Origin of the sequence: Actinomadura sp. K4S16 (assembly GCF_008327685.1) — a bacterium.
Classification (GTDB): Bacteria; Actinomycetota; Actinomycetes; order Streptosporangiales; family Streptosporangiaceae; genus Spirillospora.
Genome location: NZ_BDDE01000016.1, coordinates 369456 through 395068 on the forward strand (window position 1 = coordinate 369456; position 25613 = coordinate 395068).

24 protein-coding genes are annotated in these 25613 nt (G+C 65.5%); 17 read left to right on the top strand and 7 right to left on the bottom strand.

Features of this window, described 5'->3' with window-relative positions; translation table 11 throughout:
* Positions 1-1848, bottom strand: a complete 1848-nt coding sequence (locus tag K4S16_RS25555; RefSeq protein ID WP_149261552.1) for an SCO2524 family protein — start codon at positions 1846-1848, stop codon at positions 1-3.
* Positions 1849-1853: 5 nt separating this feature from the next.
* Positions 1854-2672 carry an SCO2525 family SAM-dependent methyltransferase gene (locus K4S16_RS25560; protein WP_268843272.1) on the bottom strand — a complete coding sequence of 273 codons (819 nt, stop codon included), beginning with the start codon at positions 2670-2672 and terminating at the stop codon, positions 1854-1856.
* Between the two features lie 66 nt (positions 2673-2738).
* Between K4S16_RS25560 and K4S16_RS25565 the strand changes: the two genes are divergently transcribed.
* The 6 genes from K4S16_RS25565 (at position 2739) to K4S16_RS25590 (ending at position 10556) form a co-directional block, all read left to right on the top strand.
* Complete coding sequence (locus K4S16_RS25565; protein WP_149261554.1) at positions 2739-3518, top strand: GNAT family N-acetyltransferase; 780 nt, start codon at positions 2739-2741, stop codon at positions 3516-3518.
* 78 nt (positions 3519-3596) lie between these two features.
* Positions 3597-4490, top strand: a complete 894-nt coding sequence (locus K4S16_RS25570; protein ID WP_149261555.1) for a hypothetical protein — start codon at positions 3597-3599, stop codon at positions 4488-4490.
* Between the two features lie 84 nt (positions 4491-4574).
* Entirely contained in the window at positions 4575-6506 is a 1932-nt protein-coding gene (locus K4S16_RS25575) for an amino acid transporter (RefSeq protein ID WP_149261556.1), read from the top strand.
* Between the two features lie 224 nt (positions 6507-6730).
* Entirely contained in the window at positions 6731-8182 is a 1452-nt protein-coding gene (locus tag K4S16_RS25580; RefSeq protein WP_149261557.1) for a tyrosine-type recombinase/integrase, read from the top strand.
* Between the two features lie 677 nt (positions 8183-8859).
* A complete protein-coding gene (locus K4S16_RS25585; RefSeq protein ID WP_149261558.1) occupies positions 8860-10197 on the top strand; it encodes a hypothetical protein in 1338 nt (445 codons plus the stop codon).
* Positions 10197-10556, top strand: coding sequence for a DUF6086 family protein (locus K4S16_RS25590; RefSeq protein ID WP_149261559.1), 360 nt, complete (start codon positions 10197-10199; stop codon positions 10554-10556). Before K4S16_RS25585 ends, K4S16_RS25590 begins: the two co-directional genes overlap by 1 nt.
* A 485-nt stretch (positions 10557-11041) precedes the next feature.
* Here the strand turns inward: K4S16_RS25590 and K4S16_RS25595 are convergent, their stop codons facing one another.
* Positions 11042-11467, bottom strand: coding sequence for an ATP-binding protein (locus K4S16_RS25595; RefSeq protein ID WP_149261560.1), 426 nt, complete (start codon positions 11465-11467; stop codon positions 11042-11044).
* A 103-nt stretch (positions 11468-11570) separates the two neighbouring features.
* Between K4S16_RS25595 and K4S16_RS25600 the strand changes: the two genes are divergently transcribed.
* Positions 11571-12383, top strand: a complete 813-nt coding sequence (locus tag K4S16_RS25600; RefSeq protein WP_149261561.1) for a helix-turn-helix transcriptional regulator — start codon at positions 11571-11573, stop codon at positions 12381-12383.
* Positions 12380-12574: a DUF397 domain-containing protein gene (locus K4S16_RS25605; protein ID WP_149261562.1), complete on the top strand. Its 195-nt coding sequence runs from the start codon at positions 12380-12382 to the stop codon at positions 12572-12574. The genes K4S16_RS25600 and K4S16_RS25605 overlap by 4 nt, the downstream gene beginning before the upstream one ends.
* 1050 nt (positions 12575-13624) lie before the next feature.
* On the opposite strand, the gene K4S16_RS25615 is transcribed toward K4S16_RS25605, so the two are convergent.
* Positions 13625-14239, bottom strand: a complete 615-nt coding sequence (locus K4S16_RS25615) for a hypothetical protein (RefSeq protein ID WP_160161025.1) — start codon at positions 14237-14239, stop codon at positions 13625-13627.
* A gap of 388 nt (positions 14240-14627) precedes the next feature.
* On the opposite strand from K4S16_RS25615, the gene K4S16_RS25620 reads away from it, so the two are divergent.
* The gene (locus tag K4S16_RS25620) at positions 14628-14876 is read left to right on the top strand and encodes a hypothetical protein (protein ID WP_149261564.1); all 249 of its coding nucleotides are present in this window, start codon (positions 14628-14630) and stop codon (positions 14874-14876) included.
* Positions 14877-15315: 439 nt separating this feature from the next.
* Here K4S16_RS25620 and K4S16_RS25625 read toward each other — a convergent pair whose 3' ends face one another.
* Positions 15316-16002: a hypothetical protein gene (locus tag K4S16_RS25625; RefSeq protein WP_149261565.1), complete on the bottom strand. Its 687-nt coding sequence runs from the start codon at positions 16000-16002 to the stop codon at positions 15316-15318.
* A gap of 614 nt (positions 16003-16616) precedes the next feature.
* Positions 16617-17432 (bottom strand): GNAT family N-acetyltransferase, encoded by an 816-nt coding sequence (locus K4S16_RS25630; protein WP_149261566.1) that lies wholly within the window; start codon positions 17430-17432, stop codon positions 16617-16619.
* Between the two features lie 363 nt (positions 17433-17795).
* Between K4S16_RS25630 and K4S16_RS25635 the strand changes: the two genes are divergently transcribed.
* Both K4S16_RS25635 and K4S16_RS45190 read left to right on the top strand, forming a co-directional pair.
* Complete coding sequence (locus tag K4S16_RS25635) at positions 17796-18386, top strand: hypothetical protein (RefSeq protein ID WP_149261567.1); 591 nt, start codon at positions 17796-17798, stop codon at positions 18384-18386.
* Between the two features lie 379 nt (positions 18387-18765).
* Positions 18766-18942, top strand: coding sequence for a hypothetical protein (locus K4S16_RS45190; protein WP_200842107.1), 177 nt, complete (start codon positions 18766-18768; stop codon positions 18940-18942).
* A 207-nt stretch (positions 18943-19149) separates the two neighbouring features.
* Here the strand turns inward: K4S16_RS45190 and K4S16_RS46960 are convergent, their stop codons facing one another.
* Positions 19150-19410 (bottom strand): tyrosine-type recombinase/integrase, encoded by a 261-nt coding sequence (locus K4S16_RS46960; protein ID WP_149261672.1) that lies wholly within the window; start codon positions 19408-19410, stop codon positions 19150-19152.
* 636 nt (positions 19411-20046) lie between these two features.
* Here K4S16_RS46960 and K4S16_RS25645 point away from each other — a divergent pair.
* From K4S16_RS25645 to K4S16_RS25670, 6 genes are all read left to right on the top strand, one after another.
* The gene (locus tag K4S16_RS25645; RefSeq protein WP_149261568.1) at positions 20047-20466 is read left to right on the top strand and encodes a hypothetical protein; all 420 of its coding nucleotides are present in this window, start codon (positions 20047-20049) and stop codon (positions 20464-20466) included.
* Entirely contained in the window at positions 20463-22010 is a 1548-nt protein-coding gene (locus tag K4S16_RS25650) for a relaxase/mobilization nuclease domain-containing protein (RefSeq protein WP_149261569.1), read from the top strand. The genes K4S16_RS25645 and K4S16_RS25650 overlap by 4 nt, the downstream gene beginning before the upstream one ends.
* Positions 22011-22205: 195 nt before the next feature.
* Entirely contained in the window at positions 22206-22748 is a 543-nt protein-coding gene (locus K4S16_RS25655) for a hypothetical protein (protein WP_149261570.1), read from the top strand.
* A gap of 5 nt (positions 22749-22753) precedes the next feature.
* Positions 22754-22951, top strand: a complete 198-nt coding sequence (locus K4S16_RS25660; RefSeq protein ID WP_149261571.1) for a helix-turn-helix domain-containing protein — start codon at positions 22754-22756, stop codon at positions 22949-22951.
* 359 nt (positions 22952-23310) lie between these two features.
* Positions 23311-24186, top strand: coding sequence for an SDR family NAD(P)-dependent oxidoreductase (locus K4S16_RS25665; protein WP_149261572.1), 876 nt, complete (start codon positions 23311-23313; stop codon positions 24184-24186).
* A 9-nt stretch (positions 24187-24195) separates the two neighbouring features.
* Entirely contained in the window at positions 24196-24681 is a 486-nt protein-coding gene (locus K4S16_RS25670; protein ID WP_149261573.1) for a MerR family transcriptional regulator, read from the top strand.
* Positions 24682-25613: the final 932 nt, after the last annotated feature.

Genomic DNA, 25613 nt, shown 5'->3' on the forward strand with positions numbered 1-25613 from the left:
TCAACCGGTCCCTTCCGCGGCGTTCTGCCGGGCCACACCGACCTTCTCCAGCATGCGCAGGATCTCCATCGCGATCCCGACGGCGGTGGCCGGCCGCAGTGACGCGATCTCATGCGCATGGTTGAGGTTGAGCCGGGCTTCCTCCAGTTGGGCGCGCAGCGCTCCCCGGTCGACCACGTTGGCCTCGAGGAGCTCCAGATCGAAGAGGTTGTCGGTCTCGCTGAGGATGCCACGGGCGTAGGCGTGGATGCTGCTGCTGCGGGGGAGCGGATCCCGGATCAGGTTGATCGCCATGACGATGCACTCGACGATCCGCTCGGTGTAGTACCACGACGGGCGGTCGTTGTGCTTGTCGAGACCCTCGAAGACGTTCGCCGCGTCGTCCCAGAGCCCCGCGTGGACCGAGTGCTGGATCCGGCGCCGGAAGATGTGGTCCCAGATCTCGTCCGCGGCCTGCACGAGGTCTTCCCGCAGATCGGCGTCCCTGGACAGCTTGGCCAGCCGTAGGACGTTCTTCAGCAGCAGCGGGGAGAAGTCGTTGAGCCGCCAGATCAGGTCGGGCCCGTCGCCGCCGCTGCCGCCGAGCTGGATCTCCGTTCCCGGCGTGTGGTACCCGACGGCGGCGTCGTCCCGGGTGGCCCGGCTGGTCACGCGGCCGCGCTCTCCGAGCTTCATGAGGATCTCCCCCAGCCGCGGGAGTTCCATGGTGCTCGTGCCGCGGACCTCCTGGTCCTGGAGGACGAGGGAGATGATCAGCAGGCTGAAGTGGTCGGACTCCCGGTCGTCGGTGGTGCGCCACGGCAGGTCCTCCAGCGGCCACCTGCGGGAGTCGCCGAAGGTGGCGATCGTGCCCCAGTAGCGCTGGGTGAGCTCCCACCGCAGCTTGAGCGCGCCGGCGAGGCGCTGCTGCTCCTCGTTGAGGAGGCCGAGGACGGTCGTGCGTCCGGAGAACAGGTCGGCGATGCCGTCCAGCGCGTTCACCGTGAAGTACAGGAAGGGCGCGCTCTCCGCGACGCCGGTGCGCTGGTTCGTCACCGAGGGGGCGATCTCCACCTCCGGGGCGTCCTCGGCGATGCCCCAGGTCCAACCGATCTCGAACAGCCGGTTGCGGTTCTCGATCAGTTCGGCGGCGCGCTGCTGGCGGAAGCCGAAGGTCACGTCCCCGAGGGAGGCCCGGATCTCCTGCAGCGACGAGCGCAGTTCCTCGGCGACCTGGCGATTCGAGCGGTTGGTCCGGTTCACCGTGCCGAGCAGGGCCCGGCCTTCGTCGGAGTCGGGCGTGAAGACGTTGATGACGAAGCTGCGCAGCAGGCCCACCAGCGCGGCGGTCAGCCGGACGTTCGCGATCCGCTCGAGGTGGCGCAGGCGGCGTTCGACCTCGGGGTTCATGAGCGTGTTGCCGAAGCCGCGGACGAGCGACAGCGTGCTCAGCATCAGCGAGACCGCCATCGAGTACGAGTCGACGACGTCGACCCGCATCTGCTTCGGGGTGGGCTCGGTGCCGTCCTTGGCGCCCTTGAAGTAGCTGCCTCCGGAGAAGGAGGGGCCGTCGCTGTCGGTGTAGTACTCGATGTGCTCGATGAGCAGCTCGATCAGGCGCTGGGGGATGTCCAACTCGTCGCCGAGCGGCCGTAACACCTCGAGGATGTCGTCGGCGGTCTCGTCGGGCTGGTCGAGGCGGAAGTAGGGGAGGACCGTCGCCGGGTAGATGATGCACAGGAGCTGCTCGGCATCGCTGATCGAGTTGCGTTCGTACCGGCCGCCCCATTGCCACTTGTCTCCATCGAGTGAGACCTTCACGACGGAGCGCCAGAGGTTGAGGAGTTCTTCGCGTGGTTGAATCCTCATCGTGCTCAGCCTTCAGTTGATCTTTTGATGCCGCATGCCAAGATCATCCCAGTATAGCCCGGACGGATCGGCTTTTCCTCCGCGCTCAACCGCTTCACGTGGTGCAGTTGTGTGCAAAAAGGCATAGAAGCGACGACATCCTCGATGGATATCGCCACGGCCGGAAAGTCTTGATCGCCGACCCGCCAGCCTTCGGAGTTCTCCATGAACGCGACGGCGAACGGAGCACCCGGCCGGAGTGCCATGACGAACCGCGCGAGCGCCGCTTCGAACTCCTCCCTGTCCCCGGATATGGATTCGGCGACGAAGAACATCGTGCCGACGTCCCACTGCTCGCCGGGGAGGTCGAAGACCGACGCCTGCTTGATCTCGATCCGGGTGCGGGCCCTGATGGCCTCGTGCAACGGGCCGGCGGCCGCGTACGCGGGGATCTTGGCGAACTCGTCCCAGAAGGGGGTCCAGGCGTCCAACGAGCCGCCGAGCTCGCGCGTGAGCCAGTTGATGCTGGAGGGGGACATGTCGATCAGCGTCAGCGCGGAGCAAAAGGGGAGCATGGAGAAGGCGGGATAGAGATTGGCCCCGGTGCCGACATCGACGCCTTGGAGGTCGGTTCTACCCTGAAGGTGGTCGACCATGAAGGAACCGACCATTGCGACGAAGCTCAGATCGTCCCCGTGCGGTTCCTGGTAGTTGGACCTCCAGTAGGCCGGCAAGTCCATCTGGTTCCACGAAACGTCTCGGTTGAAACTTGAATTCGCTGACCGTTCCTGGCCAAGATCAGTTTCGCGATGCCTGGGCAATAGTCCTCCCGAAGCTTCCCGCATACATTGTAGAAATGTATACGTGATCGCGCATCTTGGATCAAGAGCATCGACCACAGGCAGGTGGGCATGTCCGCTTTTGTAATCCGGGAACTGCGGGAGCTCGATGAGCTGGCCGCGGCCTGCGAGTTGTTCGACCGGATCTGGGGGTTCGAGGACGGCGCACTCTCGATCCTCCGGGAGATCATGCGCGGATACGCGTATGAGGGGAACTACGTCGCCGGAGCGTTTCTCGACGGCGCGCTGGTCGGCGCATCGGTCGGTCACTTCGGCCCGCCGCACGGCCGGGCGCTCCTGTCGTACGTGACCGGCGCGGTCAAGCCGCACGCCGGCCTGGAACTCAAGCTGCACCAGCGCCGCTGGGCGATGGACCACGGGATCGAGCGGATCATCTGGACCTTCGATCCGCTCGTACGCCGCAACGCGCACTTCAACCTCGCCAAACTCGGCGCGCGCGCCGAGGCGTACCTCGAGAACCACTACGGGCAGATGCCCGACGCCATCAACGGGCATGACCAGTCCGACCGCATCAGGGTCGTCTGGCACATCACGGAGCCCGAGGTGAGAGGGGCGGTCGACCGGGGCCGGCCAATGCCGATCAAGGTTCCGGCCGACGCGCAGCGGCTGCTGGTCGTCGGGCCGGACGGGGGACCGGAGCTCCGCGTGACGGATTCCGAGACGGTCCTGCTCGAGGTGCCCCCGGACATCGAGGGCATCCGCATGGCCGGCTCCGACCTGGCCGTCCGCTGGCGCAGAGCGGTGCGGGACACGCTGGGCCGGCTCGTCGCGGACGGCGGGACCGTCATCGGATTCCATGACAAGGCCAGCTACGTGCTCCAGCAGAAGTGATCAGGCTGTGCGAAGCCTCATGTCAGAAAGTGGTTGAGCGTGTCGAGAGAACCCTTACCGTCGATCAGCACCGGCGGCGTGATCAGAAGGGTCGCGGTCGCCACGGCCGCCGGGGCCTTCGCCTTCGTCATCACGAACTTCGTCGCGGACCAGGACGTCGCCCAGTCGCTCACCCTGTCGGTCCTGATCGGCGGCGTGATCATGCTGGTGCAGCTGCTGATCGACTTCGACGGCCGGGTCGAGGGGATCGAACGGTGGATGCGCGCGACCGATCTGGCCATCGAGTCCGCGAAGTGGCAGCAGGCACTGGGCGACTCGGCCCTGGACCGCGAGGCCTTCACCCGGTTCCGCGAGGCCGTGGTGAACTTCGGCCAGGACTGCCCGCCGCTGATCAGGCGGTTCACCGAGATCCTGGTGAAGGGCGACACCGATCTGATCGACAGGCTCAGCCGGGGTGAGGGCGAGGTGACCTGCGACGGCGAAGACCACAACTGGATCCTCCAGCTCACCACCGCCACCATGAAGACCCTCGACGCGACCAGCACCACCACGGTCGACGGCAGGGGGGACAACTTCAGCGGGGGCTTCTGGACCAGCGAGCACGGCCGGCGCTACCTCAAGGCCCAGGTCGAGGCGAAGAACCGGGGAGTGGTCATCCGCCGCCTGTTCATCATGGAGGGCGACCCCGACTTCAACGACGAGGACTTCCGGTCGATCACCCAGGAGCAGCGCGGCGCCGGAATCGAGGTCAGGGCGCTTCGCTACAACCAGATTCCGGCCATCCTCGACAGTCCGACCGACTTCATCCTCTTCGACGAGGAGGTCGCGTACGAAGTCGTCCCGGCTTCCAACCGCCAGCTCGGCTTCTTCATGACCCGCCTCCGGACCCGCACCGACTACACCCGCGAGTGCAAGGAACGCTTCGAACTCCTCTGGCAACTAGCCGAAGAGAGCTCGCCCGGACGGATGTAGCCCCGCTTCCAGCGGGAGGGGAGAACGCGGTATCCCGGCGCGGCAGTATTGTGTGCGGGCTCGCGAGTCGACCTGGGGGCCCGGATGGGAACGTCGCTGGAACCGGACGCGGATTCAGGGATGCGGCGGTGGCTGCTCCAGGGACTGCACCGCCCGGGGCACAAGCCGGGGCCGCACAAGAAGAGCCCGCATCACGAGGACGCGCCGCACAAGCAGCACGCCTGGTGGCAGGTCATGTGCCTGACGGGTGTCGACTACTTCTCCACCCTGGGCTACCAGCCGGGCATCGCCGCCCTGGCGGCCGGGGCGCTGAGCCCCGTCGCCACCCTGCTGCTGGTCGCGCTGACCCTGTTCGGAGCGCTGCCGGTCTACCGATCGGTGGCGGGGCAGAGCCCGCACGGGCTGGGGTCGCTGTCGATGCTGGAACGGCTGCTGCCCGGCTGGCGCGGCAAGCTCCTGGTCCTGTTCCTGCTGGGGTTCGTCGCCACCGCCTTCATCGTAACGATCACGCTGTCGGCCGCCGACGCCACCGCTCACCTGCTGCACAATCCGTTCGCCCCGGACGCGATCGCGGGCTGGCAGATCCCGGTCACGCTGGTGCTGATCGCGGCGCTGGGCGCGGTCTTCATGGTGGGGTTCAGCGAGGCGATCTCGATCGCCGTCGTCCTGGTCGCGGTGTACCTGGTGCTGAACGTCGTGGTGGTGGGGACGGCCTTGGCGAAGGTGGCGTCCGACCCGGGGCTGGTCACCGACTGGAGGCACGCGCTGACCGCGGAGCACTCCAACCCGCTGGTGATGGTCGCCGTCTCGCTGTTCGTGATGCCCAAGCTCGCCCTCGGACTGTCCGGATTCGAGACCGGAGTGGCCGTGATGCCGCTGGTCAAGGGCGACCTGAACCGGCGGATCCAGGGCGCGCGCAAGCTGCTGACCACGGCCGCGGTCATCATGAGCGTCTTCCTGATCACCTCCAGCTTCGCCACCAGCGTGCTGATCCCGGAGAAGGAGTTCCAGGAGGGCGGGAAGGCCAACGGCCGAGCGCTGGCCTACCTTGCGCACGAGAACCTCGGCGAGTGGTTCGGCAGCGCCTACGACCTCAGCACAGTCGCGATCCTGTGGTTCGCCGGCGCCTCCGCCATGGCCGGGCTGATCAACATCGTCCCCCGGTACCTGCCGCGCTACGGGATGGCGCCGGACTGGACCCGCGCCACCCGCCCGCTGGTCCTGATCTTCACTTCCGCCGCGTTCGCGATCACGTTGCTGTTCGGAGCCCAGGTCGAGGCGCAGGGCGGCGCCTACGCCACCGGCGTCCTCGCGCTGATCCTGTCCGCCGCGGTCGCCGCCACGCTCGCGGCCTGGAAGCGCGGCCGCCGCCGCGCCGCCGTCTCCTTCGGCGTCGTCACCCTGCTCTTCACCTACGCCACGCTCGCCAACATCATCGAACGCCCCGACGGCCTGGTGATCGCCGTCGTGTTCTGCGTCGCGATCGTCGTCACGTCGCTCATCTCCCGCGCCACCCGCTCGACCGAACTGCGCATCACCGACGTCGAGTTCGACGCGAAGGCCCGCGATTTCCTCGACCGGGACGGCGAGCTGCGGATCATCGCCAACGAACCCGACGAACGCGACCGCCAGGAGTACCTGGACAAGGCACACGAGGCCTGGGAACTGCACCGCCTCCGCGCGGAGGAGGATCTGCTCTTCCTCGAGCTCACCGTCTCGGACGCGTCGGAGTTCGAGTCCACCCTGCACGTCACCGGTGAGGAACGCCACGGGTACCGCATCCTGCGCACCGAGACCCCCAGCATCCCCAACGCGATCGCGGCGATCCTGCTCCACATCCAGTACGAGACGGGCAAGCAACCGCACGTCTACTTCCACTGGGCCGAAGGCAACCCGATCGGCGCCCTGCTCCGCTACCTGGTGTTCGGCGGCGGCGACGTCCCACCCCTCACCCGCGAGATCCTCCGCCAGGCCGAACCCGACATCGAACAGCGCCCGGTCGTCCACGTCGGCTGACCCCCGCAAAAGGCCCCGAGAACCGGTACCCCGTAATGGCCAGGCGACGATAATAGAACCCGCGCAGCCAGCTTGGAAGTGCCAGAAATGTCCCTCCCGCCGACCGCTAGGAAACCGCTAAACTGCAGGTCAGAGGCTGTTTCGTGTGCCATCCTGTACTCGCCGGTATCGCTCGGATTTCCATGATCCAGTGACAAATGCGTGACAGATGATCTCGGGGGGCCATGGGTTTCACGCGCAAGCGCAAGGGGCCGAACGGCACCCGATACCAAGCGCTCTACAACGACGCCCGAGGCATACGCCAGACGGCCGGCACCTTCGCCACTCGCAAGGAAGCAGACCGAGCCTGGCAACGAGCCGAGACTCGCATCGCCGAGGGCAAGGCAGGCGATCCCCGCCGCGCCCGCCAGACCTTCCGCACCTACGTCGAAGAGCGCTGGTTCCCGAACCACCGCATCGAGGCATCGACCCGCCAGGACTACGCCTACGCCCTCGCCTCCCACGTCATGCCGTACTTCGGCGACATGAGGCTGCAGGACATCACCTCAGAGACCGTCCGCGAGTGGATCACGCACCTCAATAAGCAGGGCGTCTCGGCCTACCGCATCAAGTACTGCAAGACGGCGATCCTCAACGCCATCTTCACCACCGCGGTCAACGACGGCGTCCTCGTCTACCACCCCAGCCGCGGCGTGAAGACCGACCCCGTCCCCGAGAAGCCGCGCCAGATCATCACCGCCGACCAGTTCGCCCGCATCTACGAGGCCCTCCCAGACGAGACCTCCAAGCTCCTGGTCGAGACCGACATAGAAAGCGGCCTCCGCTGGGGCGAGCTGACCGAACTCCGCGTCAAGGACCTCGACTTCGCCACCAGCATCCTCACCGTCAGCCGCGCAGTAGTCGAGCTAGTCCCAAAGTTCCACCCCGAAGGCCGCCGCTTCCTGGTGAAGGACTATCCCAAGGGCCAACGCTGGCGCCGCTTCAAGCTAAGCCCCCAGATAGTCGCCAAGCTCAAGTCCCACGCAGAAGCCCACAACCTCGCCCCCGACGACCTCTTCTTCAGCCGCCGAGCCGAGCCACCCAACCTCGAACTCCTGGACCCCGAAGCCCTCACCTTCGAAGCCCCGAACGGCCGCACCTACACCCACGGAACGATCACGGCCTACAGCCTCGGCAAGTGCAAATGCCACCACTGCCGAGCCGCCTACGCCGCCTACCGAGCCGACCGCCGTGCCCAGGGCAAAGACAATCCCCGCAAGCCCCGCGCCATCGACGACGACCCCCACATCCCCGCCAGCTGGTTCCGCAACCACTGCTGGCACCCGGCCCGAGCCGCCGCCGACCTCGGCTGGTCACCCCGCATCCACGACCTCCGCCACGCCCACGCCTCCTGGCTCCTAGCCGGCGGCGCCGACCTCCAGGTCGTCAAAGAACGCCTAGGCCACCGCAAGATCTCCACCACCGAGCGCTACCTACACACCCTCCCCACCGCCGACGAAACCGCCCTAGATGCCCTAGCCAAGATCCGCACGCCCCCGAGCAGCCAGGACGCACCCGCAGACCTCGAAGCCCAACTAGCCGAAGCCCAAGCCAAGATCACTCAACTACAGGCCGTCCTAGCCGACCAACTGATCGCCCAGCACACCGAAACAAGACCAAACCTGCGTTCGGTGTAGCGCGCCCCTCAGGGTGGACCCGGACAAGAGAAGTTGATCAAGACGGGGCCCGCTTCCTCGGAAGGCCAAGGATCCCGCGGTGAGGCCGCGCGGACCTATCTGGCGTCCCGCCGCGAGGAGATGCGTCAGGCCATGCTCGCCAACCTCCGCAAACTCGACGGGTCGGCTGCCTCCAGCGTCTCCCTCCTGACCGACACCCCGGCCGAGGACATCGAACGACTCGGCGGGATCAGCGAGGGCACCTGCGACGGAACCGGCTCGGTCAACCCTGTGAGTGCTCCTGGAGGAGTAGCGTATTACTCCAAAAGCGGGCCGCTAACTCCGTTTTTCGTCGTGCCCTGCATGTAAAAGCGAACGTGCACGCGGCTTTGTAGTGCGTATGCCACGTTAAACGCATGCGGTGCTGTGGCCTCGACATGCCGCACGTGCGAACTTTGCACGCGCGCGGTTACATAGAGGCCGTGTGATCTGGCGTAGCCCCGCACGTCACGCACACACCCCGGTGAGCCGTCCGGTCGGGCATTTCACCTCCCTCCTATGGAAGGGCAGCGAGCGTGGGCGTGGATCATCCCGGTGGGCCGGGCGAAGGCCCGGAGACCGCCGACAAGGCCACCCCGCAGAGCACCCGCGACAAGTCACCGGCCGACTCTCCCGGAGCAAACGGGAAGACGCCCCGTATGGACAGCCTCACTGCAGCTGGCTGGAAGTTTCCCGGACGACCGGGAGCCGCCGACGAGTCCTCAACCGCCCCGACTGGCGACAAGCAGCAGACCCTCGGGGACTCCTCGATTGAGGCCAAGCCGGTCGCCAAGAAGAATCCAATAGCAGACGAGACTGACGAAGCCGACGTCGGCTCTCAGGTAACCAATGAACCCGACGACACGACCGGCCCCGCTGAGAACGGCAACGGCTGCCTGGAAGCGGAGAAGCGCGGCCAGGCGAAGTCCGAGGACCCGGCCCAGGACGAGGACGAGCGGGCCGATGACAACCCTGAACTCACTGCCGGTCAACCCGAGACCAGCGGGGCGGGAGGCCAGGACGACGACCACAGGGAACCGTACCCCGGGGACGGCGGCAGCAGCGCCGACGACAAGACCGACGACCCCGAACCACCCCGGCAGCAAGAATCCCTCCTGCCCGACAACGCAGCGCCTCCCAAGCAACCCTCCCGCTTGGAAAGCCTGGCCCGTGCCCGCGAAGCACAAATCCAAGTCGCAGAACAACTACGAGCCAAGTTCCAGGACGTCCAGACCGTCGATGGTGACAAAGGTGCCCCGCCGCAAAGCGAGAACACGGGAGACGACGACCGCGAGCCCGAAGAACGGACCCCAGTTACTGAGGCATCACCCGGCGACACCGACGGCGACGACGGCGGCGAACCGCCAGCCGAACCAGCAGCAGATTCCCCGCGCCCCACAGAAGACCCAGCCCCCGGCGAGGAGAACAAGCCACAACCGGGCCCAGAAGTCGCCCAATCCACTGAAGAGACGGCGCCCGCCTCCGAAGGACCTGAGGAGAACGCCGCGCCTCCAGAGGCCCTCGGTGACCAGGGCGTCGACAGTGGCAAAGATGCCGTGGGCGACGGCACCGTGGAGGATGCCGCAGGTGAGACCACCGAATTCCAATCAGCTGTCGGTGAAGAGCTCGCCGATGGCGAAGCCGAAGCGGGCAGGCCCACATCGTTGGAAGGGCAGAGAGACTACGTCGTCGACGATCCGGCCGTGCCCGGCAGGACGATCACTGATATCGACCGCATCCAAGACGGGGTCCTGTGGGAAGAGAAGAGCGCGACCAACGCTGGCGACATCGGCCGATGGGTGGCCAAGCACATTGACAAGAAGTTCTCATCCTATCTCGACGCGCGCCAATACATGGTCGGCTACGAACAGGCACCCATCGGTTTTTATTTCACCACTCCCGATGCCGATCCCGCGTTCCGATCCGAGGTAGAATCGGCGGTTGAGAGATTGCGTCTAGCATATCCGAGCGAACAGATCCTGCTGGAGTGGTCATAATGGGTTACATCTTCGACGTCGATGACGAGACCGTGTGGAGTCCATCACTGCGGGTCGGGCAACTGTACGTCAACCTTGCAGAAGCAATCGCCCGTACTCTGGAGATTTCAACGGGGTTGGAGGCGGTTGCTGAAGACATGTACGACATCGACACTTCTGTCTTCGGCGACTTCACCCGAGCTCTTGTTCAGGATTTCTTCTCCACGCGCCACGTCGTTGCTCAAGAGATGCTGCGCGGCGTACTACTCGCCTCCCTGGTAATGCTTCAACGAGGCGGCGTCGAAATCACCCCCGAGGGCGAGGAGCAGAAGTCTTTCTGGTCCGCTCTACCTGAATTCGCACAAAGAATGCCGATGTGATAAAAAGGTAAGCTCTTGGATTGCTGACGCTTGGCGATTGAGGACCTCGTTGTTATTGGTGGCGGCAACGGCGCTTCGCGGAGTTCGCCGAGGCGTGGGGGCCAAGTACCGGGCGACCGTGAAGCTCTGGAAAGATGCCCGGAGCGAGTTCGGGATTGTCGGGGCAGCCGACGTAGACCCACAGTGGTGACAGCGGGAACCCTGCGTGTGGTGGAGCAGTACGAGACGCCACCCCAGAGGCTCCAGAGCCGGCCAGGACGCTCAGGAGCTCCTCCGCTGTCGGCGCGGCCCTGGTACGTCCGCCAGAACAGGACGTGCTGCTCCACCTGGGTGTTCAGAGGGCGCGCTTGGCCTATACGATCTTTCCGCCTTCCGTGGTCGGTCGGTTCCCCAGGCGTGGACGAGTTGCGACACCAGCAGCAGGCCCCGGCTGGAGGTCACCTCGAAGCCCTCAAGGCCGACCGTCTGGAGTCGGCGCGGCGGGATCAGGGTTTGAGCCTGGCCCAGACCCACTTGCCTCCGTGGGGGTCGGGAGTGTGGCCGCACTCGGCCGCGAGGGTGGCGACGATCGGGAGGCCCCGGCCGCCGTTGTCGTCCCAGTGCTCCTCGCACACGTCGAGAGTGTCGAGGGTCATCTCGATCAGCGGGCGGACCCGCGGGGTGCTCGGGCTACTGTCCCACACCGCGATGAGCACGCCGTCGATGTCGCGGCTGCACTGGTAGCGAATCTCCTTACCGGGCGTGGCCGTTACGGCGTTGGTGATCAATTCTGAGGCGATGAGGAATGCATCGTCTGAAATGTGCCCATAGCCCCACTTGTCGAGTCGCGATCGGGTCAGCGTCCGCGCCAGTCCGGGGGCCGCTTTCGATGCCAGGATGGGCAGCAGCAGGCAGTCGGAGGTTGTGGTCATCGTCGAGCCTCTCGGGCGTTGTTTCTTTGTTTCTCCTCCGACGATGGGCGGTTGAAGCTACCTTCTATGTGTATCTCCGAAAATCGGAAACACGGGAGGTGGCGTGGCTCGCGTCCGAGACCCCCTCGACCCCAAGATCTCGCTCTGGCATTTTCTGGCCTATGCCCTGCGTTTTGAACGAGAGAAGCATGGCCTCTCGCTAGCGCAGTGCGGAGAGATTATCAATGCGGCTCGCTCGACTGTTTCCAACATCGAGGCAGGTCGGCTCAAGCTCGGTGATGACCAGGCCAGAAAGCTTGACGCGCGGTACAACACCCCGCATCTCTTCGAGCTGCTGATCTTCTTTGCGAACACATCCCATGATCCGGACTGGTTCCGGCAGTACACCGAATACGAATCGAAGGCTGAAATCATCCGGATCTACCAGGGGCAGGTCATTCCCGTCCCATTGCAGACGGATGACTACGCCCGCGCCTTCCTCGCTGTGGCCGGCGTCAAGGACGTCGACCGGGCGTTGGCGGCACGCGTCGCTCGGCAGGACGCGATCTTCGAGCGTCCGAACCCACCCGTCCTCCTGGTCCTGCTGGATGAGGACGCGATAGATCGTCCAGTAGGCGGAGTCGAGGTAATGAGGGCTCAACTTCAGCGTCTGCTTGATCTGGGCGAGCGATCGAATGTGATCACCCGCGTCGTCCCCAGGAAGGTCGGAGCTCACATTGGCCTCAACGGTCCGTTTCAGGTCATGAGCCTTGAGACCGACGTCGCCTACATCGGCGCGTTCCATGGTGGGCGATTGGTCCAAGATCCTGTTGAAGTGCGGGAGCTCGCCGTAGATTTCGAGATGATCGGGGCGAAGGCGCTGAGCGAAGACGCGTCCCGGACCCTGATCGTTGAGGTCATGGAAGGTTTCTCATGAGGATCGACTGGCGCAAGAGCACCCGCAGCGGAAGCGCGACCGACGAGGCATGTGTCGAGCTGGCCGCGTTGCCTGAGGGAGTCGGGGTCAGAGACTCCAAAGACCCGGACGGTGGGCGGCTGACCCTGACTGGTGACCAGTTCGGCCGTCTGCTTCAGCGCATCAAGATGGGATCACTCGACCAGCCGTAGCAAGCCGCACTGGCACCGAGGCGGGACCTCGACGGCTCGTTTCGGGCTGGTCTCTCGTTTGGCGGGGGCAACGGTTGCGAAGTCATCGGTAAACCGGAACCCCTCAGTAAGAACCTGGCGGGCTTCTGGTCGCGCCGCATCGCCCACCGGACACCATTCAGATCGTCGCCGGCGCTGTCAACCATCAGGCGGGACTGGAGTGTCAAGCATGACCCGGGACACGACAAGCATGCATGCCGTACCGGAGGAGAAATTTCTCTACGTCTTCAAGGGCGCTGCTACGCGCCGCCGGCGGCCGCCCGCCCCGGCGCGCCGGGCGTGCGGCCTGTCCCGTCCGGTCCCGCCGCACCGGACCGCCCGCCCGCCCGTCATGAGGCGCGCCTACGAAGCCCTGACCTTCACTCACGGCACTACGACGGTCAAGGATGGCTATAAGCCGACAGGAGCGATATACATGAGCTCTTGAGAAGACGGCGTAGCGTGTGAAGGATCTTGTGGCAAAGAAGACGAAAGGTCAGCGGAGGCGCGAGCGGCAGGAACGGCTGCAAGCATGGCATCGAGAGCATGAGGAGAAGCGCCAACAGGAATTGAAGCGGATGCGTACGCGAGAGCAGCAGCCGCAATGCCTGATGTGTGATTCGGGTGACCTTGTTAGCCATGACTGCTCACGCAACCAAGGCCCAAGCCCTGTGGCCAATGACCAGCCCGAGGAGAGGACGAGTACCAAACCGGGCCACGAAGATGCACCGTGGAACTGGCGCGTCCGCCCCATCGCCAAATAGGACTACGAGCCTACGGAAATCGGTTGAACGTGCCCGAAGCGGGGGCCTCGCGGTCCGCCTCGCGGCCCCCAGCCCCCCGCGGGCCGGGCACTTGTTCGCGCGAAACGGTCTTCACATATTGCGTGCCGTTCGCGCGAACAAGCCGCCCGGAGCGGGTGAGTCTGTGCGGCTAGGGAAGTCGGTTAGGCCGACAAACCGCCGAAGGCAGCAAGCGCCACGCGCGTTTGCCAGGTGGGTCTGCCTAGCTGTCCTGGCGCATCGAGTCTGCTCATCCCCCGGATTGCGTCCCTAGCCGATGAAGTTCGTTGGCGCAAGCTTGGCCAAACACGGTAAGTCTCCATAGGGCCACGTCAATACCCAGACGACTTCGACTGTCGTCGTGAAGCATCCCAAGATTGTTGAGTCTCGCGGTAAGTGCATTGACGACCGCAGCAACGCCCGGATCAGCTTGTGCAATCTGCTCGTCAGACCAGCAGTTGCGAAGTTCGCTCGCCACAGGCTCTTCTACAGGAGCGCCGCTAGAGTCAAAATGAGTGGTAGATTCGCCGCAAAGAATATTAAGGACGCGGAGATGGTGAGCCTCCAGTTGTGATATGGCTTCGACAATAAGTATCGATTGATCAACAACCGCCTCGTCGGCCGCAAATGCCCCTGTCGCAAAGGCCCTCGCAAGCACCTGGAGCTTGATCTCACTTATTGAATCTTTCGCAGCCTCGATCGCCCGGAAGAGAAGTTCAGCCTTCAAATCATCCCGAGTAACTTCTTGGAGCATTTGCTCTATGGTCGTCGACTGATCTCGCACACTGTATTCAAAGAATCGTTGAAGGCGGGCTGATCGAAGCACCGTTCGTCGCCGCAGGCTGTAAGACAGCTCTTCAGCCATGGGCCCAATCGCGCCAGCGACAGCCGCAGCGGCATCAGGAGATAGGCCGCCCTGTAGCAATGCGACAGCAACGCTGGAGTTGACCAAGTTTCCTACGGTCCTGTCGATTGCAGGGCCTTTGCGAGATTCAGTCTCTTCAGTCACATACCTATTGTTACGTACCAGCATGGCTGGCGGAAGCCTTCCTGCGGGTGACCCCCGCCCTGGTCATGAACGGAGTTGTGCGACAGTTCACGGCAAAGCCGGTCAACACCCGCGGCCGACGATCGTCCAAGATCGCTGGGGCTTGGTCAGCAAAGGTGGGAACTGGGCCGGATGGTTGCAGATGAGGATGTCGGTGGTTCGCATCCAGGTGTTCATGGCGGAGGCAAGAGGTTACCGTCGGGGCATGGACGAGGCCGAGGCGAGCGAGGTTGTCTGGCGGGAACAGGTGCGCCGGCGAGTCACTGCCGAGCAGGATCGAGACGCCTTGGCTCGTCTCATCGAGTACGACGCCGACCCGTTCGAGGTCGAGTTGTACGAGCTGGCGGTCGACTTGCGAACACTGCTCATCGACCGCGGTCAGCGACGCCGGACCGGGCAGCACGAGCGGCACGGCCGGCGGTTGAAAGACCGAGGTCGACGGGCCGACCGGTGACGGCAACGTTGACGGCAACGACGACAACCAACCGGCACCACGGGCGCACGTCGGGCACCGTCCCACCTCGGTAGACGCTACGGCCCCAGGGTGATCGCTACTTCTGAAAAGCGGAAGGTCGGCGGTTCGACCCCGCCCCTGCCCACATCAGATGACCAGTTGAATGGCCTCTGACCAGTTTTTTTACGGGGTCAGGGCTGTTCATGTGTCTGCTCTGCCGGGGCCCGGCTGCCCTGGGCGGCTGTCGCGAACATGCCGAAGTCTCACTTGGGTCCGCCGCTTTGTCCTTTGTGTACGAGTCGCTGGAGCTGGGTGGCTCACCATGCTCGTCTACCTTCCCGTGGATGCGGCCACGTCGACCGTCCTAGGCCGACCAACCCACCGGCCGCCGGGCCCGGTGGGCTCCGCATGGTGACCGGCTGACACCCGGCCCTGCGGCTCAGGCGTCCTCGATACCGTCCAACGCCCCTGCTGAGTGGGCCGACCAGACGCCGAGGGCGATGCGGTCATAGTGGGAGTACGTCGTGATGTCGTCCTCGATCGACAGCGTGAGCGCCATCGTCCCCCGATCCCAGACCTCCCTGACCCATCCGACCGTGATGTCACCAACCGTACGGGTGGGCGGACCGATCCGGTCTTCGACGAGCACGCGCACGCGGCGGAACTCGGCCTCGAACTCCGTGGGCCCGGCGTCCGGATACCGGATCCACTCGTTCGAGAAGTCCTCGTCCAGATCGTCCTCGTCGTCGTTCTCGTCCCCATCATCGTCGAGGTCTTCGGCGACGAGCGGCGGCCACAGCAGCGCGAACGGGAGCGCCACGAACGAATGGTCCGCCGCGCCCGCCTCATGGGAGTCCTTATCAGGCGGCGGCGCGCCCAGGTCCAGTTGCCAGCCGGCCCCGTCCGGGTCGCCGGCCTCGGGCCAGGAATCCGCCGGCAGGTCCAGCTTGGGCCAGTCCTCGTAACCGGTCTGCCAGGGCACTCGAACAGTGCCCACGTCGTCGGCCCGTATCCATCCGCGTTCCACGAACGCGCGCTCGACGGCCTGCCGGGTCCACGGGCCGTCCGCGAGCGAGATCATGGTGTCGACCAACGTGCCGGCCACTGGCAGCAGCTTCATGCTCATGGGGCGACCCTATTTATTTACCTTGGACGCCGCTTCATCGAATGCGCCGCCCGCCCGCGCCAGTCGATCATTTCTGGCAGTGAGTACGGCGTCATCGTCCAGGCACTGGTCTCCCGGCCTGCCTGGTCGTATCGCTGTGGCCAGGACGTTCATCCGAGCGTGAGGAACTGTCACACCGTGTCGCCGCCCGCGTGGCGCACCCTCCGGTACGCGTGCGTGCTAACGGTGGAGTTGACAACGGGGTTTGATGGTCTCGGACGGGTGTAGACGTGCGGGACGTCGCAGCGATCGGCTAACAAGCCGCTTCGTTGCTCGGGCTGTGGCCAGCCCTGCACTCCGGGTCGGCTTGTCCTCGGCGTTCGAGGTCGAGTTGTACGAGCTGGCGGCCGACCCGGGAACCTTGCTCATCAACCGCGTCCAACGACGCCGAGCCGGACAGTATGAGCAGCATGTACGGCGGTCAAGAAGACGAACGACCCAGGTCAGGCAGGGGTAACCGTGCCATTAGGGGCGGTCTATTAGGGGCACTCACGGTCACTTGCGGAACGGTCGAACACCAGGTCAGCTGGGGTGACGGCCCAGAACGCAATGGTTCCCAAGCTAAAGGTACGGGTTCAGTTGTCGTCCTTGATCCTCGTACGGACGTACGTGATGAGGTGATCTGGACACGTGGCGATCGACTCACCGTTTGGGTAGACGATCGTGAACTCCGCATCACGCCCGCAGACTTCAGAACCTCCCTGGGCACAGTTGCGCGTCCGGCTCTTCTCTGCCCTCGGTGTGTAGTGGTCGGCGCTCCACCTCTTGACTTCGATCTGTGCCATGGTGTGTCCCTCAGCAGGTTGGCCGCTTCGAGGCTCACGGTAGACCGCATCGGCCGCATCTGGTCCAGGACTGCGCAGACCCACAGCATCGTGTTGCCAGAGGATGTCCGGATAGACGAGCGTTCCGGTCATCCACGATTCGTACGCAGGAAGTGTGATCGCCTGGAAGGCGGCATCGGGGATGCGTAGCGAGGGTTTGCGGAACCCGAGGGTGGCCCCGGGCGAGAACCCGAAGCGCCGGTAGAAGCCGGGGTCCCCTTCTAGGAACACCACCGGCACCGACCTGGACGTCATGATGTCCAGACCACGCCGCACGAGAGCCGCCCCGGTGCCCTGACGTTGATAATCCGGAAGGACGCCGAGTGGACTGAGCGCCTGCACCGACACCATGCGGCGAGGGGCGTCTAGCCAGGCAGCCGAGAACAGCACGTGCCCGACAACGCGACCGCCCTGCTCGGCGACCACAGATAGGCCGTCATGGGGGACGAAACGCTCCCGTAGGGCCTCCATCAACGAGGCGACGTGTTCGCCCTCGGCGCCGAACGCCTGCAGATGCACGTCTCGCACCGCCGCGAGATCACCTGGTCGTTCCTCACGGAGTTCCACCGTGGCACCGTAAGCAGGCCGGCGACGGACACGCACCTGAGTTTCAACTGAAGAACAGGCAGGGGATGCGGCTCCTAGGCATTCGGCTGGTATCTTCGTCGGGCATGCCGAGGGGCCACGCCGGGTGGTGTGCTAACGCTACTGCTAACACCAGGGCTGGATGATCTTGGACAGGTGTGGACGCTCGGGAGTCTGCCATGCTGGTCAGAGAGCATGTATGGACACGCCTGGACATGTCTGATCTCGCGTGTAAATGGATGAGGATTGACGCCGTCGGCGACTCGCAGATCCTATGCGCCTACGCGGTTCACTTGGGCCTCTTTCACCTCGATACGGCCGCATCTGAGCGGCTAGGATCCGTTCATGGCGTACGTCACGACACTACTTGCCGCCGTCATTGCCGTGATAGGCACGGTGGTGGGATCGATCTACGCCCAGCGGACGGCGCTCCGCAGCAGGCAGCAAGAGTTCAACCTGGCCAAGATCCAGCGGCAAGAGGAGTATGAACTCGCTCAGCGCAGAGCTGATCTTGAACAGCGGCGTGCTTGCTACGTGGCGTTAAACATCGCCATCCGGCGGTACGGTGCCGCCATCAACAGCTTCCTATTTGCTCTTCGCAAGGGAGACGGTGGCGAAGGCGTGCGAGCTGAGCTTGAAGAGTCCCGGCGTCTGTACATCGAGCGCCATGCTGAGGCACAAATGACTGTTCCCGGGCATGTTCTTGAGGCGGCTGGAGTTGTGAGATGGTGCCTCGGTAGATGGTATGCGATGGCCAAGCGACTTGAGTCCGGTGACGTGCGTGACGATGATTCCTTCGATGCCGCCTTTGATCGCGGCGAGCAATTCTGGGGTTATAACGGGAGACTACGCTCAGTAATGCGTTCCGACCTGGGGATCGCCGATGCGGACACCGAGGTCGAGCGGAACATCGACAGCGAGGTACCGAGACCATAGGGGCGCGGCGCGCCCCCGGTCGCCCCGTGCTGAATGCGTACCGAAGTACGACCGACTTCCGGTGCCGTGCCAGGTCAGGGGAGTTGGCCGGTGGGACTGTGAATCCGTCGGGTCTCTACGGGCTGAGGTCAAGGTGCTGACGCGCTGCTTCCGGTGCTCGGGCCGGTGCCGGCCCTGCGCTCCGGGTCGGCTTGTCCTCGGACTTCGGGCTCGGCGTCCGGCGTGGGCCCGGAAGCCTCTGACGAGGCCGCACGCTACGCGCAGCGGTCGGCCTGCTGACAGCTAAGCCTGTCTCGGCAATGATGGACGAGTGGTTCGTCGGGAGCAGTATGAGAGGTTAGAGCGGCGTCTTCGCTCAGATGGCCGCGAGCGAATCGACATGACCTTCGTAGAAGTCTCCAGGGTGATCGGAGCGCCGTTGCCGCGCAGCGCATTTCTCTATCAAGCCTGGTGGGCAACCGACCCGAAGCACACGCAAGCCGTCTGGCTAGATGCCGGCTATCAGGCCCGACCCAACCTGACCGCGCAGCGTGTGACGTTCGTCCGGACCGTCTGAGACGGGTCACCGGCCGTGGTAGCCGAGAAGTACCGCAACAGAGGCTTATGACTGCTGGCATCGGCGACCACTCGCACACGGGTCTACCTGCGGCGATACAGACGATCGTGGGGTGGCCGGTTTCTTGTAACAGAAGGTTAGGAGGTCAAGTCACCTCGCTGGCTCGAAGCCCAGAGCCCCCTTTCGAGCACGGAAGGGGGCTGCTTGCTAACAATGGCCGACACTGCGCCCTCGATCCTCGTCCGGAGATCGTGGCTGCTTCGGCCGCTCGGTGACGACGTGTGAGTAGACCCGCCGCGTGATCGCTGTATCAGCGTGCCCAAGTTGGGCCGCGTCGACATGAACGGGAACGCCTGCCGGGAGCAGAGTCGTCGCGTGGACGTGTCGAACGTCGTGGAGCCAGGCGCGCGGGAGAGGGAAGATGCCCTCCGTTGTATCGTGCTCTTGGTTAGAGTCGCCAGGAGGGATGAGACCGTGTCCAGGTGCGTCGGCTCACCCCATTCCGCGGCGAACACGTGGTCGTCCTCCGTGCCCTTCCAGAACTCTCCCGCCTTGAGCTTCTCGGCGAGTAGGCGGTTGCGGCGTGCCTTGAGGAGGTCGACCGTGCCGGTGTCGAGGCTCACGACACGGGACCGACCGCTTTTGGTGGTCTCCTCGATGCGCTCGCCAGCGACGCACCCCGCCAACCCTTGATATGGACCGAGGCGCTGTCGGTGTCGATGTCCAGGGACCGCAGATTTAGCAGCTCACTGCGCCGAGCGCCGGTGTACGTGTGTGCGATGGGTGAAAGCCCTCTCCGCCGGCAGGTCGACTGGCCGAAGCTGACACTAAAGACGTTCTCGGCGATTCCTGTTCTTGCTGCGCTGACCGGTTGGTGAGAAATCCGTCAGCACGGTGAACGATGCAATAGCGTCCGACAGCGAGCGTCATAATCGGCTGGTCAATTGACATGGACTGGCCTTGGTAAATCGACGTCTTCTCAGCTCGGTGCGGGATGCAAGATAGCTGGTAGAGCGCTACCTGTTGTGGATAACCTCCGCCCGGAGGCTCACACTGGCCAGGTGGAGACCGAGCGCGGTCCTCAAACGCCAGGAGCGGAGGTACATGACGACAGCCAGGCGAAGCAGCGACGAGCCGGAGCCTCTGCAGCGTCGAGCGAAGCTCGGCGGAGGCCGGCGGCGAGAGCGGGAACTGAGAATTCGCGTCAGCGACGTGGAGTACGAAGAAATACATGAAGCGGCGACGCGAGCCGGGCTTGCATGTAGTGCGTTCGTCGTAAGGACGGTGCGTACCGCGATTCGGGAGCAGCAGCCCCTGGACGGGGCGCTCGTCGCGTTGCATGCCGAGTTGCGGAATGCCAGCCGTCAGGTGAATGCGGTCGGTGTCAATCTGAACCAGCTCGTACGCCATGCCAACGCCTACAACGAGGTCCCGGAGTCGGTGGAGTGGCTGGCGACGTACTGCTTCCAGGTGGTGCGGCAGGCGGAAGCCGTCATCGTGGAACTCGGTAGGCGTCTGCCGTGATCGCAAAGGTCACTCGCGGTGCCGATGTCGGCAACCTGCTGCGCTACCTGTACGGGCCAGGTAAGCGCAACGAGCACGCTGACCCTCACATCGTTGCTGGATACCGGCACCCGGCTGCTCTGGAACCAGTACGACGCGCGGACGGGAAGCGCGATCTCCGGCTGCTGGCCGAGGCGCTGCGCTCTCCGCTGGAGACGATGAGGCGGAGTCGGCCAGCGGAGCCGGTCTGGCAATGCTCGCTGCGGACGGCCCCCACAGATCGGGCCTTGACCGATGAGGAGTGGGCCGACGTCGCCGAGGAGCTGATGCATCAGACCGGCATCGCCTCACGCGGCGATCCTGATGCATGCCGGTGGATCGCCGTGCGTCACGCGGAAGATCACATCCATGTCGTGGCCACACTCGCACGAGAGGACGGGCGGAGACCCAACATCAATCGCGACTTTCTGAAGGCGCGCAAGGCGTGCCAGATCGTCGAGGAACGGTATGGGCTGTGCCGCACCGCGCCCGCCGATCGGACGGCGGCGCCCCGGCCCTCGCGGGCTGAGCTGGAACGGGCTCAGCGTGCTGGGTTGGAGGAGCCGCCTCGCGTCGCGTTGCGTCGCCACGTGGCTGCGGCTGCCGCATCGTCCGACAGCGAGGAGGCGTTCTTCGCCGGTCTGCGTGAGCGCGGGCTGGCGGTGCGGCTGCGATTCAGTGTCCGGACGCCTGGTGAGGTGACGGGTTACGCCGTTGCGGTGCCCGAGTACACCAACTCGGAGGGTGAACCGATCTTCTTCTCGGGTGGCAAGCTCGCCGCTGACCTCACCTTGCCCAAGCTGCGCTACAGGTGGACGGATGGCGCCACCTACCGGCGGGCAGCCAGGCCCCGCAGGCGGACGCTGGGTTCATCCGCCGACTACGCGGAGCGGGCCGCTGCCTTCCGGGAAGCCGCCCGAGTTGCCGGGACGGCGGCCTGGCAGATGCGGGTCCTGCGTGATCCGGGTGTCCGCGCCGATCTCGCCGCAGCAGCCTCTGACGTCCTCCATGTCACGGCGGACATCACGGGCAACCGCGAACTGGCCAAGGCGGCTGACTTCTACGACCGCGCTGCCCGGGAACCGTTCGGCCGCCTACCGCCGGTCACACGGTACGGAAGCGCCCTGCGCGCGGTGGCGCGGACGCTTGCGGTCAACAACGTCGGCTGTTGTGATCGACGCGAGCAGAAGCGGGATCTCACGGTTGATCTGCTCTTCCTCCTTGCGAACCTTGTAGATCTCATCGAATCGGCGGCGGAGCATCGCCTTGCACAGCAGCGCTTCGCCCAGGCCGATGCTGCGCGCCTGGCCGCAAGGCGGCTGAACGCCGTCCAACGAAGGGAACTCCGTCCAGCTACCCCGGTGCCGCCGCGAGTCGCGGAGACCCTTGAAGAGGGCCGGGCGATGGCGAGGCTTGCCGCCGAGTCCTTCCCCGTGCCGTTGACCGACGGGTTGAGACCGGCGGCTGCGCCCACACCCCATCCGTCTCAGCGGCCTTCGCATCGAAAGGGCGCGCCTAGGCGCTGACCAGGGGAAGTCGAGACTCGCCGATGCGTTCGCAGTGATGGAGTCACGAACACGGTCGATGCACAATGACGAAGCGTAAACAACGCCATGGAGCAGCAGAGCGTCTGCCTACTGCTCCCCAACAGAAAGGACGGGCCATGTCCACGATCAGCTATGGCCCTCCCGCGGAGGGTCTGCACCTTCAGGAGTGCACCCGTGACCTACGACCACACCCAGGTCGGCCGTAATCCCCAGACGGAATACGAGACTGAACAGTTCGCCGAGGACTTGGAGAGGGCCGCCCGGTCGCTGAGCCGGGCCGTGGGCCAACCGAGTGGTCTTGCCAGCCCGGCGACCGTCTACGCGGTGCTGGATGCCGTGCACGCAGCCACCTCCGGTCTGGACAGTCTCCTCGTCCAACTCGAACGCTTTCTCGTGCGCCAACATGCGGACGGGCACCTCATCCATGACTACGGCGCGCCTCTCGACGAGACACTCGACGACTTCGGCCGCGCCGTCCTTCACGCCCGCCACCTGGGCGCGGGATGCGGCGAAGCCCTCGACCAGGCGCGCGCTGCGATCAACCACGTGCACAGTAGGGTCTTGCCGCCGGGAGACGGTGTAACGCCGCCCCACGCCGCCGCCGAACCGGCCCCCACTGCCGTGCTCCGACGAGCCGAGCCACGAGCGAGACAGCCCGAGAGCGGAAGGCCACGGGCGAGATGGTTCGGCAACTCCCGGAAGGGGGCGGGAGCGTGAAGCGGATGAGCCACGACGAGCTGCTCGCCCTCCCCACCACGGTCAGCGTTGAGACCGCCGCCCGCGCCCTCGGGCTCGGACGAACACGCGCCTACCAGCTCGCCCGCCAAGGGCAGTTCCCGTGCAAGGTGATCCGCATCGGCACGAGCTACCGCATCGTGACGGTCGACCTCCGCCGGCTCCTCGGCATCGAGCCGAGCTAGCGACTCGTCCAACGAACGAAGGTCCGGTTCCCGTTCGGGAGCCGGGCCTTCCGTGTAGGCCCCCCGCTCCCGAACGTGCCCCCACCCGCCAGGCTCCCAGGTCTGGGGCTGGTAGGGCGGACCCAGGCGAGAGCCTGGAAAACCCAGGGTCCTCAGCGAACTGAAGGGTCCTCAGCGAACGGAGGGTGGCTTTGGGGCCGTGGCGGGGGTATCCGGTCCTTGGGTTCGGGAGCAAGGGACGACGTACGGCTCTGCAGGCTGACCGGGGACCACGAGCGCGTCGGCAGGCTGACCGTCGACGAGCAGCGGCGGACGGCGCGCTTGCGTTCGAGCGCGCTCGAACTCCTAGCGTCGCCGGCATGACATCTCAACCAGGGACTCAGCGGACATGGATCATCACCGGCGCGTCGGCGGGCTTCGGTCGTGCCGTCGCGGAGTGCGCGGTCGGGCGGGGGGACAACGTGGTGCTGGCCGTGCGGCGGCCCGGGTCGGTGGCCGACTTCGCAGACGCCCACCGCGACCAGGTGCTGGTCGCCGAACTCGACGTGCGTGACACCGGGTGCGCCGGGGACGTCGTGCGGTCGGCGGTCGACCGGTTCGGTCGGGTGGACGTGCTGGTGAACAACGCTGGCCGCGGGGTCGTTGGCGCGGCCGAGGAGGTCGGCGAGGAGGAGCTTCGTGCGTCTTTGGAACTGCACCTGCTGGGTCCTGCGGCGCTCGTGCGGGCCGTCCTGCCGTACTTCCGCGAGCAGGGGTCGGGCACGATCGTGCAGATGAGCAGCCAGGGCGGGCGCATCTCCTTTCCCGGTGTCGGCGCATACTCGGCCGGCAAGTTCGCGCTCGAAGGCTGGTCGGAGGCGCTGGCTGGCGAGGTCGCGCCGTTCGGGGTCCGGGTGATGATCGTCGAGCCGAGCCGGTTCCGCACCTCGTTCAACGCGCCCGACGTGCTCGGGGTCGCTGACGCCAGCGCCGCGTACACCGGGCTGCTGGGGGCCGTCCGCAACGACATGGCCAGCGCCGACGGGATGCAGGAGGGCGATCCAGTACGGGCCGCGGAGATCATCGTGGACCTGGTCGCCGGTGACGAGCTGCCGCTGCGCCTTCCGCTCGGGCGGGAGGCGGTCGAGCGCATCGGAAGGTCCTATCGGCAGAACCTGGAGGAGCTCGAACGCTGGGCCCCCACCGCGCGGGCCGCCGACTTCCCCGGCGCCCCCGCATCCGCCCGGCCGATCTAGAGTGTCGCCATGGCCACGGACGATCTGATGTCGAGGGCGCTCGCCGCCCTCGATGAGGTCGACGGCCCGATGTCGGTCGAGGTGATCCATCGCCTCGTCGACGTCGGCGCCGCCACCGACCCCATGACCATCACGGAGGTCGCCGACCTGCTAGACATGTCGCCGCACACGCTGCGCTACTACGAGCGGATCGGTCTGGTTAAGGTGGCCCGCGACGCCAGCGGCCACCGCAGCTACGACGCGCAGGCGGTACGGAGACTGGTCTTCCTGACCCGCATGCGCCTGTCCGGGATGGCCATGCGCGACCTCCAGCACTACATGCGGCTGGCCGACGAGGGCGACGACACCGTCCCCGAGCGCCTTGACCTGCTGCTCGAACACCGCGACACGATCCGCCGGCAGCTCAAGGAGCTGACCCTGTCGCTGGCGGCGACCGAATACAAGATCGCCACCTACGGCGGCCACACCGGCCCATCGTCAGCGGAGCAGGCCTGACCAACCGAACCGTGCCGACTGGGTCCACCGCCCCAGTCGGCGCGGTCAGCCCCGTCCGGGCGAAGACATCGGCTCGACGCGGACGTCATCGGTGCCGACGGCTTCCACTCGCGACCCGGCAGATCACCGACCCGGACGCACCGAAGGCCGGGCTACCTGGCGGCCGGGGACGCGTTCGGGAGCGGAGGGGCCGTGTTGAGGACACGAGATCCGCCACCGTGCTGATCTCCGCCAGGGACGGCCAGACCATGATCGCGAAGACCCGCAGTTGAACCAGGATGCCGCCCAGGCGTGCCAGATCCCAGTGACAAATGGGTGACAAATGATCTTCAGAAGGGCGTCCAAGATCGCCCCACAGGGCTCTGACCTGGGGAAATAAAAGAGCGGGCGACGGGAATCGAACCCGCGTAGCCAGTTTGGAAGATATCGGCCCGCGATCTTGAAACCAGCGTCGATGCAGCACACCGGCCACATCCCATGGCCGCAAGCGACCGTAGCACCCCGCCACCGACCACCCCAACGGGCACGATCAGGGCACGCCACTCCAACGGGGATCGGTGACACCGCGCAGAGTGATCGCCCGAACGAAGAGGGGAGCCGACATGTGCATACCAGCGACAAGGAGCGCGCCCGGGCGCCGCTCATCTTGAGATTGCCCGCTAGCCGCTTCTGAAGGAACCAGCGTCGCTACCCTGGCGTCTCAGGAAGACGCGTCCGTCTGGGAGATCGGGGCAGCAGTGGGGGAGGATCGGGAACGGCGCCACAGGGTCATGGCGGCGTTGCTGGCGGGATGGGTCGCGGCCCTCTCCGCGATCGCTGGTTATGTACAGGGCGACGAGACGCGGACGCTGGCAGTGGCGCTGCTGGGGGTATCTGCGTACGCATCAGGGGTCCTTCCGCTTAAAAAAAAATTACCCCGCGCGCGTAGGGGC

What these genes read in the sequence shown, in the direction of transcription:
- K4S16_RS25555 (WP_149261552.1), bottom strand. Translation starts at nt 1,848, where the DNA reads ATGAGGATTCAACCACGCGAAGAACTCCTCAACCTCTGGCGCTCCGTC.
- K4S16_RS25560 (WP_268843272.1), bottom strand. Translation starts at nt 2,672, where the DNA reads ATGCGGGAAGCTTCGGGAGGACTATTGCCCAGGCATCGCGAAACTGAT.
- K4S16_RS25565 (WP_149261554.1), top strand. Translation starts at nt 2,739, where the DNA reads ATGTCCGCTTTTGTAATCCGGGAACTGCGGGAGCTCGATGAGCTGGCC.
- K4S16_RS25575 (WP_149261556.1), top strand. Translation starts at nt 4,575, where the DNA reads ATGGGAACGTCGCTGGAACCGGACGCGGATTCAGGGATGCGGCGGTGG.
- K4S16_RS25580 (WP_149261557.1), top strand. Translation starts at nt 6,731, where the DNA reads ATGGGTTTCACGCGCAAGCGCAAGGGGCCGAACGGCACCCGATACCAA.
- K4S16_RS25585 (WP_149261558.1), top strand. Translation starts at nt 8,860, where the DNA reads ATGGACAGCCTCACTGCAGCTGGCTGGAAGTTTCCCGGACGACCGGGA.
- K4S16_RS25590 (WP_149261559.1), top strand. Translation starts at nt 10,197, where the DNA reads ATGGGTTACATCTTCGACGTCGATGACGAGACCGTGTGGAGTCCATCA.
- K4S16_RS25595 (WP_149261560.1), bottom strand. Translation starts at nt 11,467, where the DNA reads ATGACCACAACCTCCGACTGCCTGCTGCTGCCCATCCTGGCATCGAAA.
- K4S16_RS25605 (WP_149261562.1), top strand. Translation starts at nt 12,380, where the DNA reads ATGAGGATCGACTGGCGCAAGAGCACCCGCAGCGGAAGCGCGACCGAC.
- K4S16_RS25615 (WP_160161025.1), bottom strand. Translation starts at nt 14,239, where the DNA reads ATGGCTGAAGAGCTGTCTTACAGCCTGCGGCGACGAACGGTGCTTCGA.
- K4S16_RS25620 (WP_149261564.1), top strand. Translation starts at nt 14,628, where the DNA reads ATGGACGAGGCCGAGGCGAGCGAGGTTGTCTGGCGGGAACAGGTGCGC.
- K4S16_RS25625 (WP_149261565.1), bottom strand. Translation starts at nt 16,002, where the DNA reads ATGAGCATGAAGCTGCTGCCAGTGGCCGGCACGTTGGTCGACACCATG.
- K4S16_RS25635 (WP_149261567.1), top strand. Translation starts at nt 17,796, where the DNA reads ATGGCGTACGTCACGACACTACTTGCCGCCGTCATTGCCGTGATAGGC.
- K4S16_RS45190 (WP_200842107.1), top strand. Translation starts at nt 18,766, where the DNA reads ATGACCTTCGTAGAAGTCTCCAGGGTGATCGGAGCGCCGTTGCCGCGC.
- K4S16_RS25645 (WP_149261568.1), top strand. Translation starts at nt 20,047, where the DNA reads ATGACGACAGCCAGGCGAAGCAGCGACGAGCCGGAGCCTCTGCAGCGT.
- K4S16_RS25660 (WP_149261571.1), top strand. Translation starts at nt 22,754, where the DNA reads ATGAGCCACGACGAGCTGCTCGCCCTCCCCACCACGGTCAGCGTTGAG.
- K4S16_RS25665 (WP_149261572.1), top strand. Translation starts at nt 23,311, where the DNA reads ATGACATCTCAACCAGGGACTCAGCGGACATGGATCATCACCGGCGCG.
- K4S16_RS25670 (WP_149261573.1), top strand. Translation starts at nt 24,196, where the DNA reads ATGGCCACGGACGATCTGATGTCGAGGGCGCTCGCCGCCCTCGATGAG.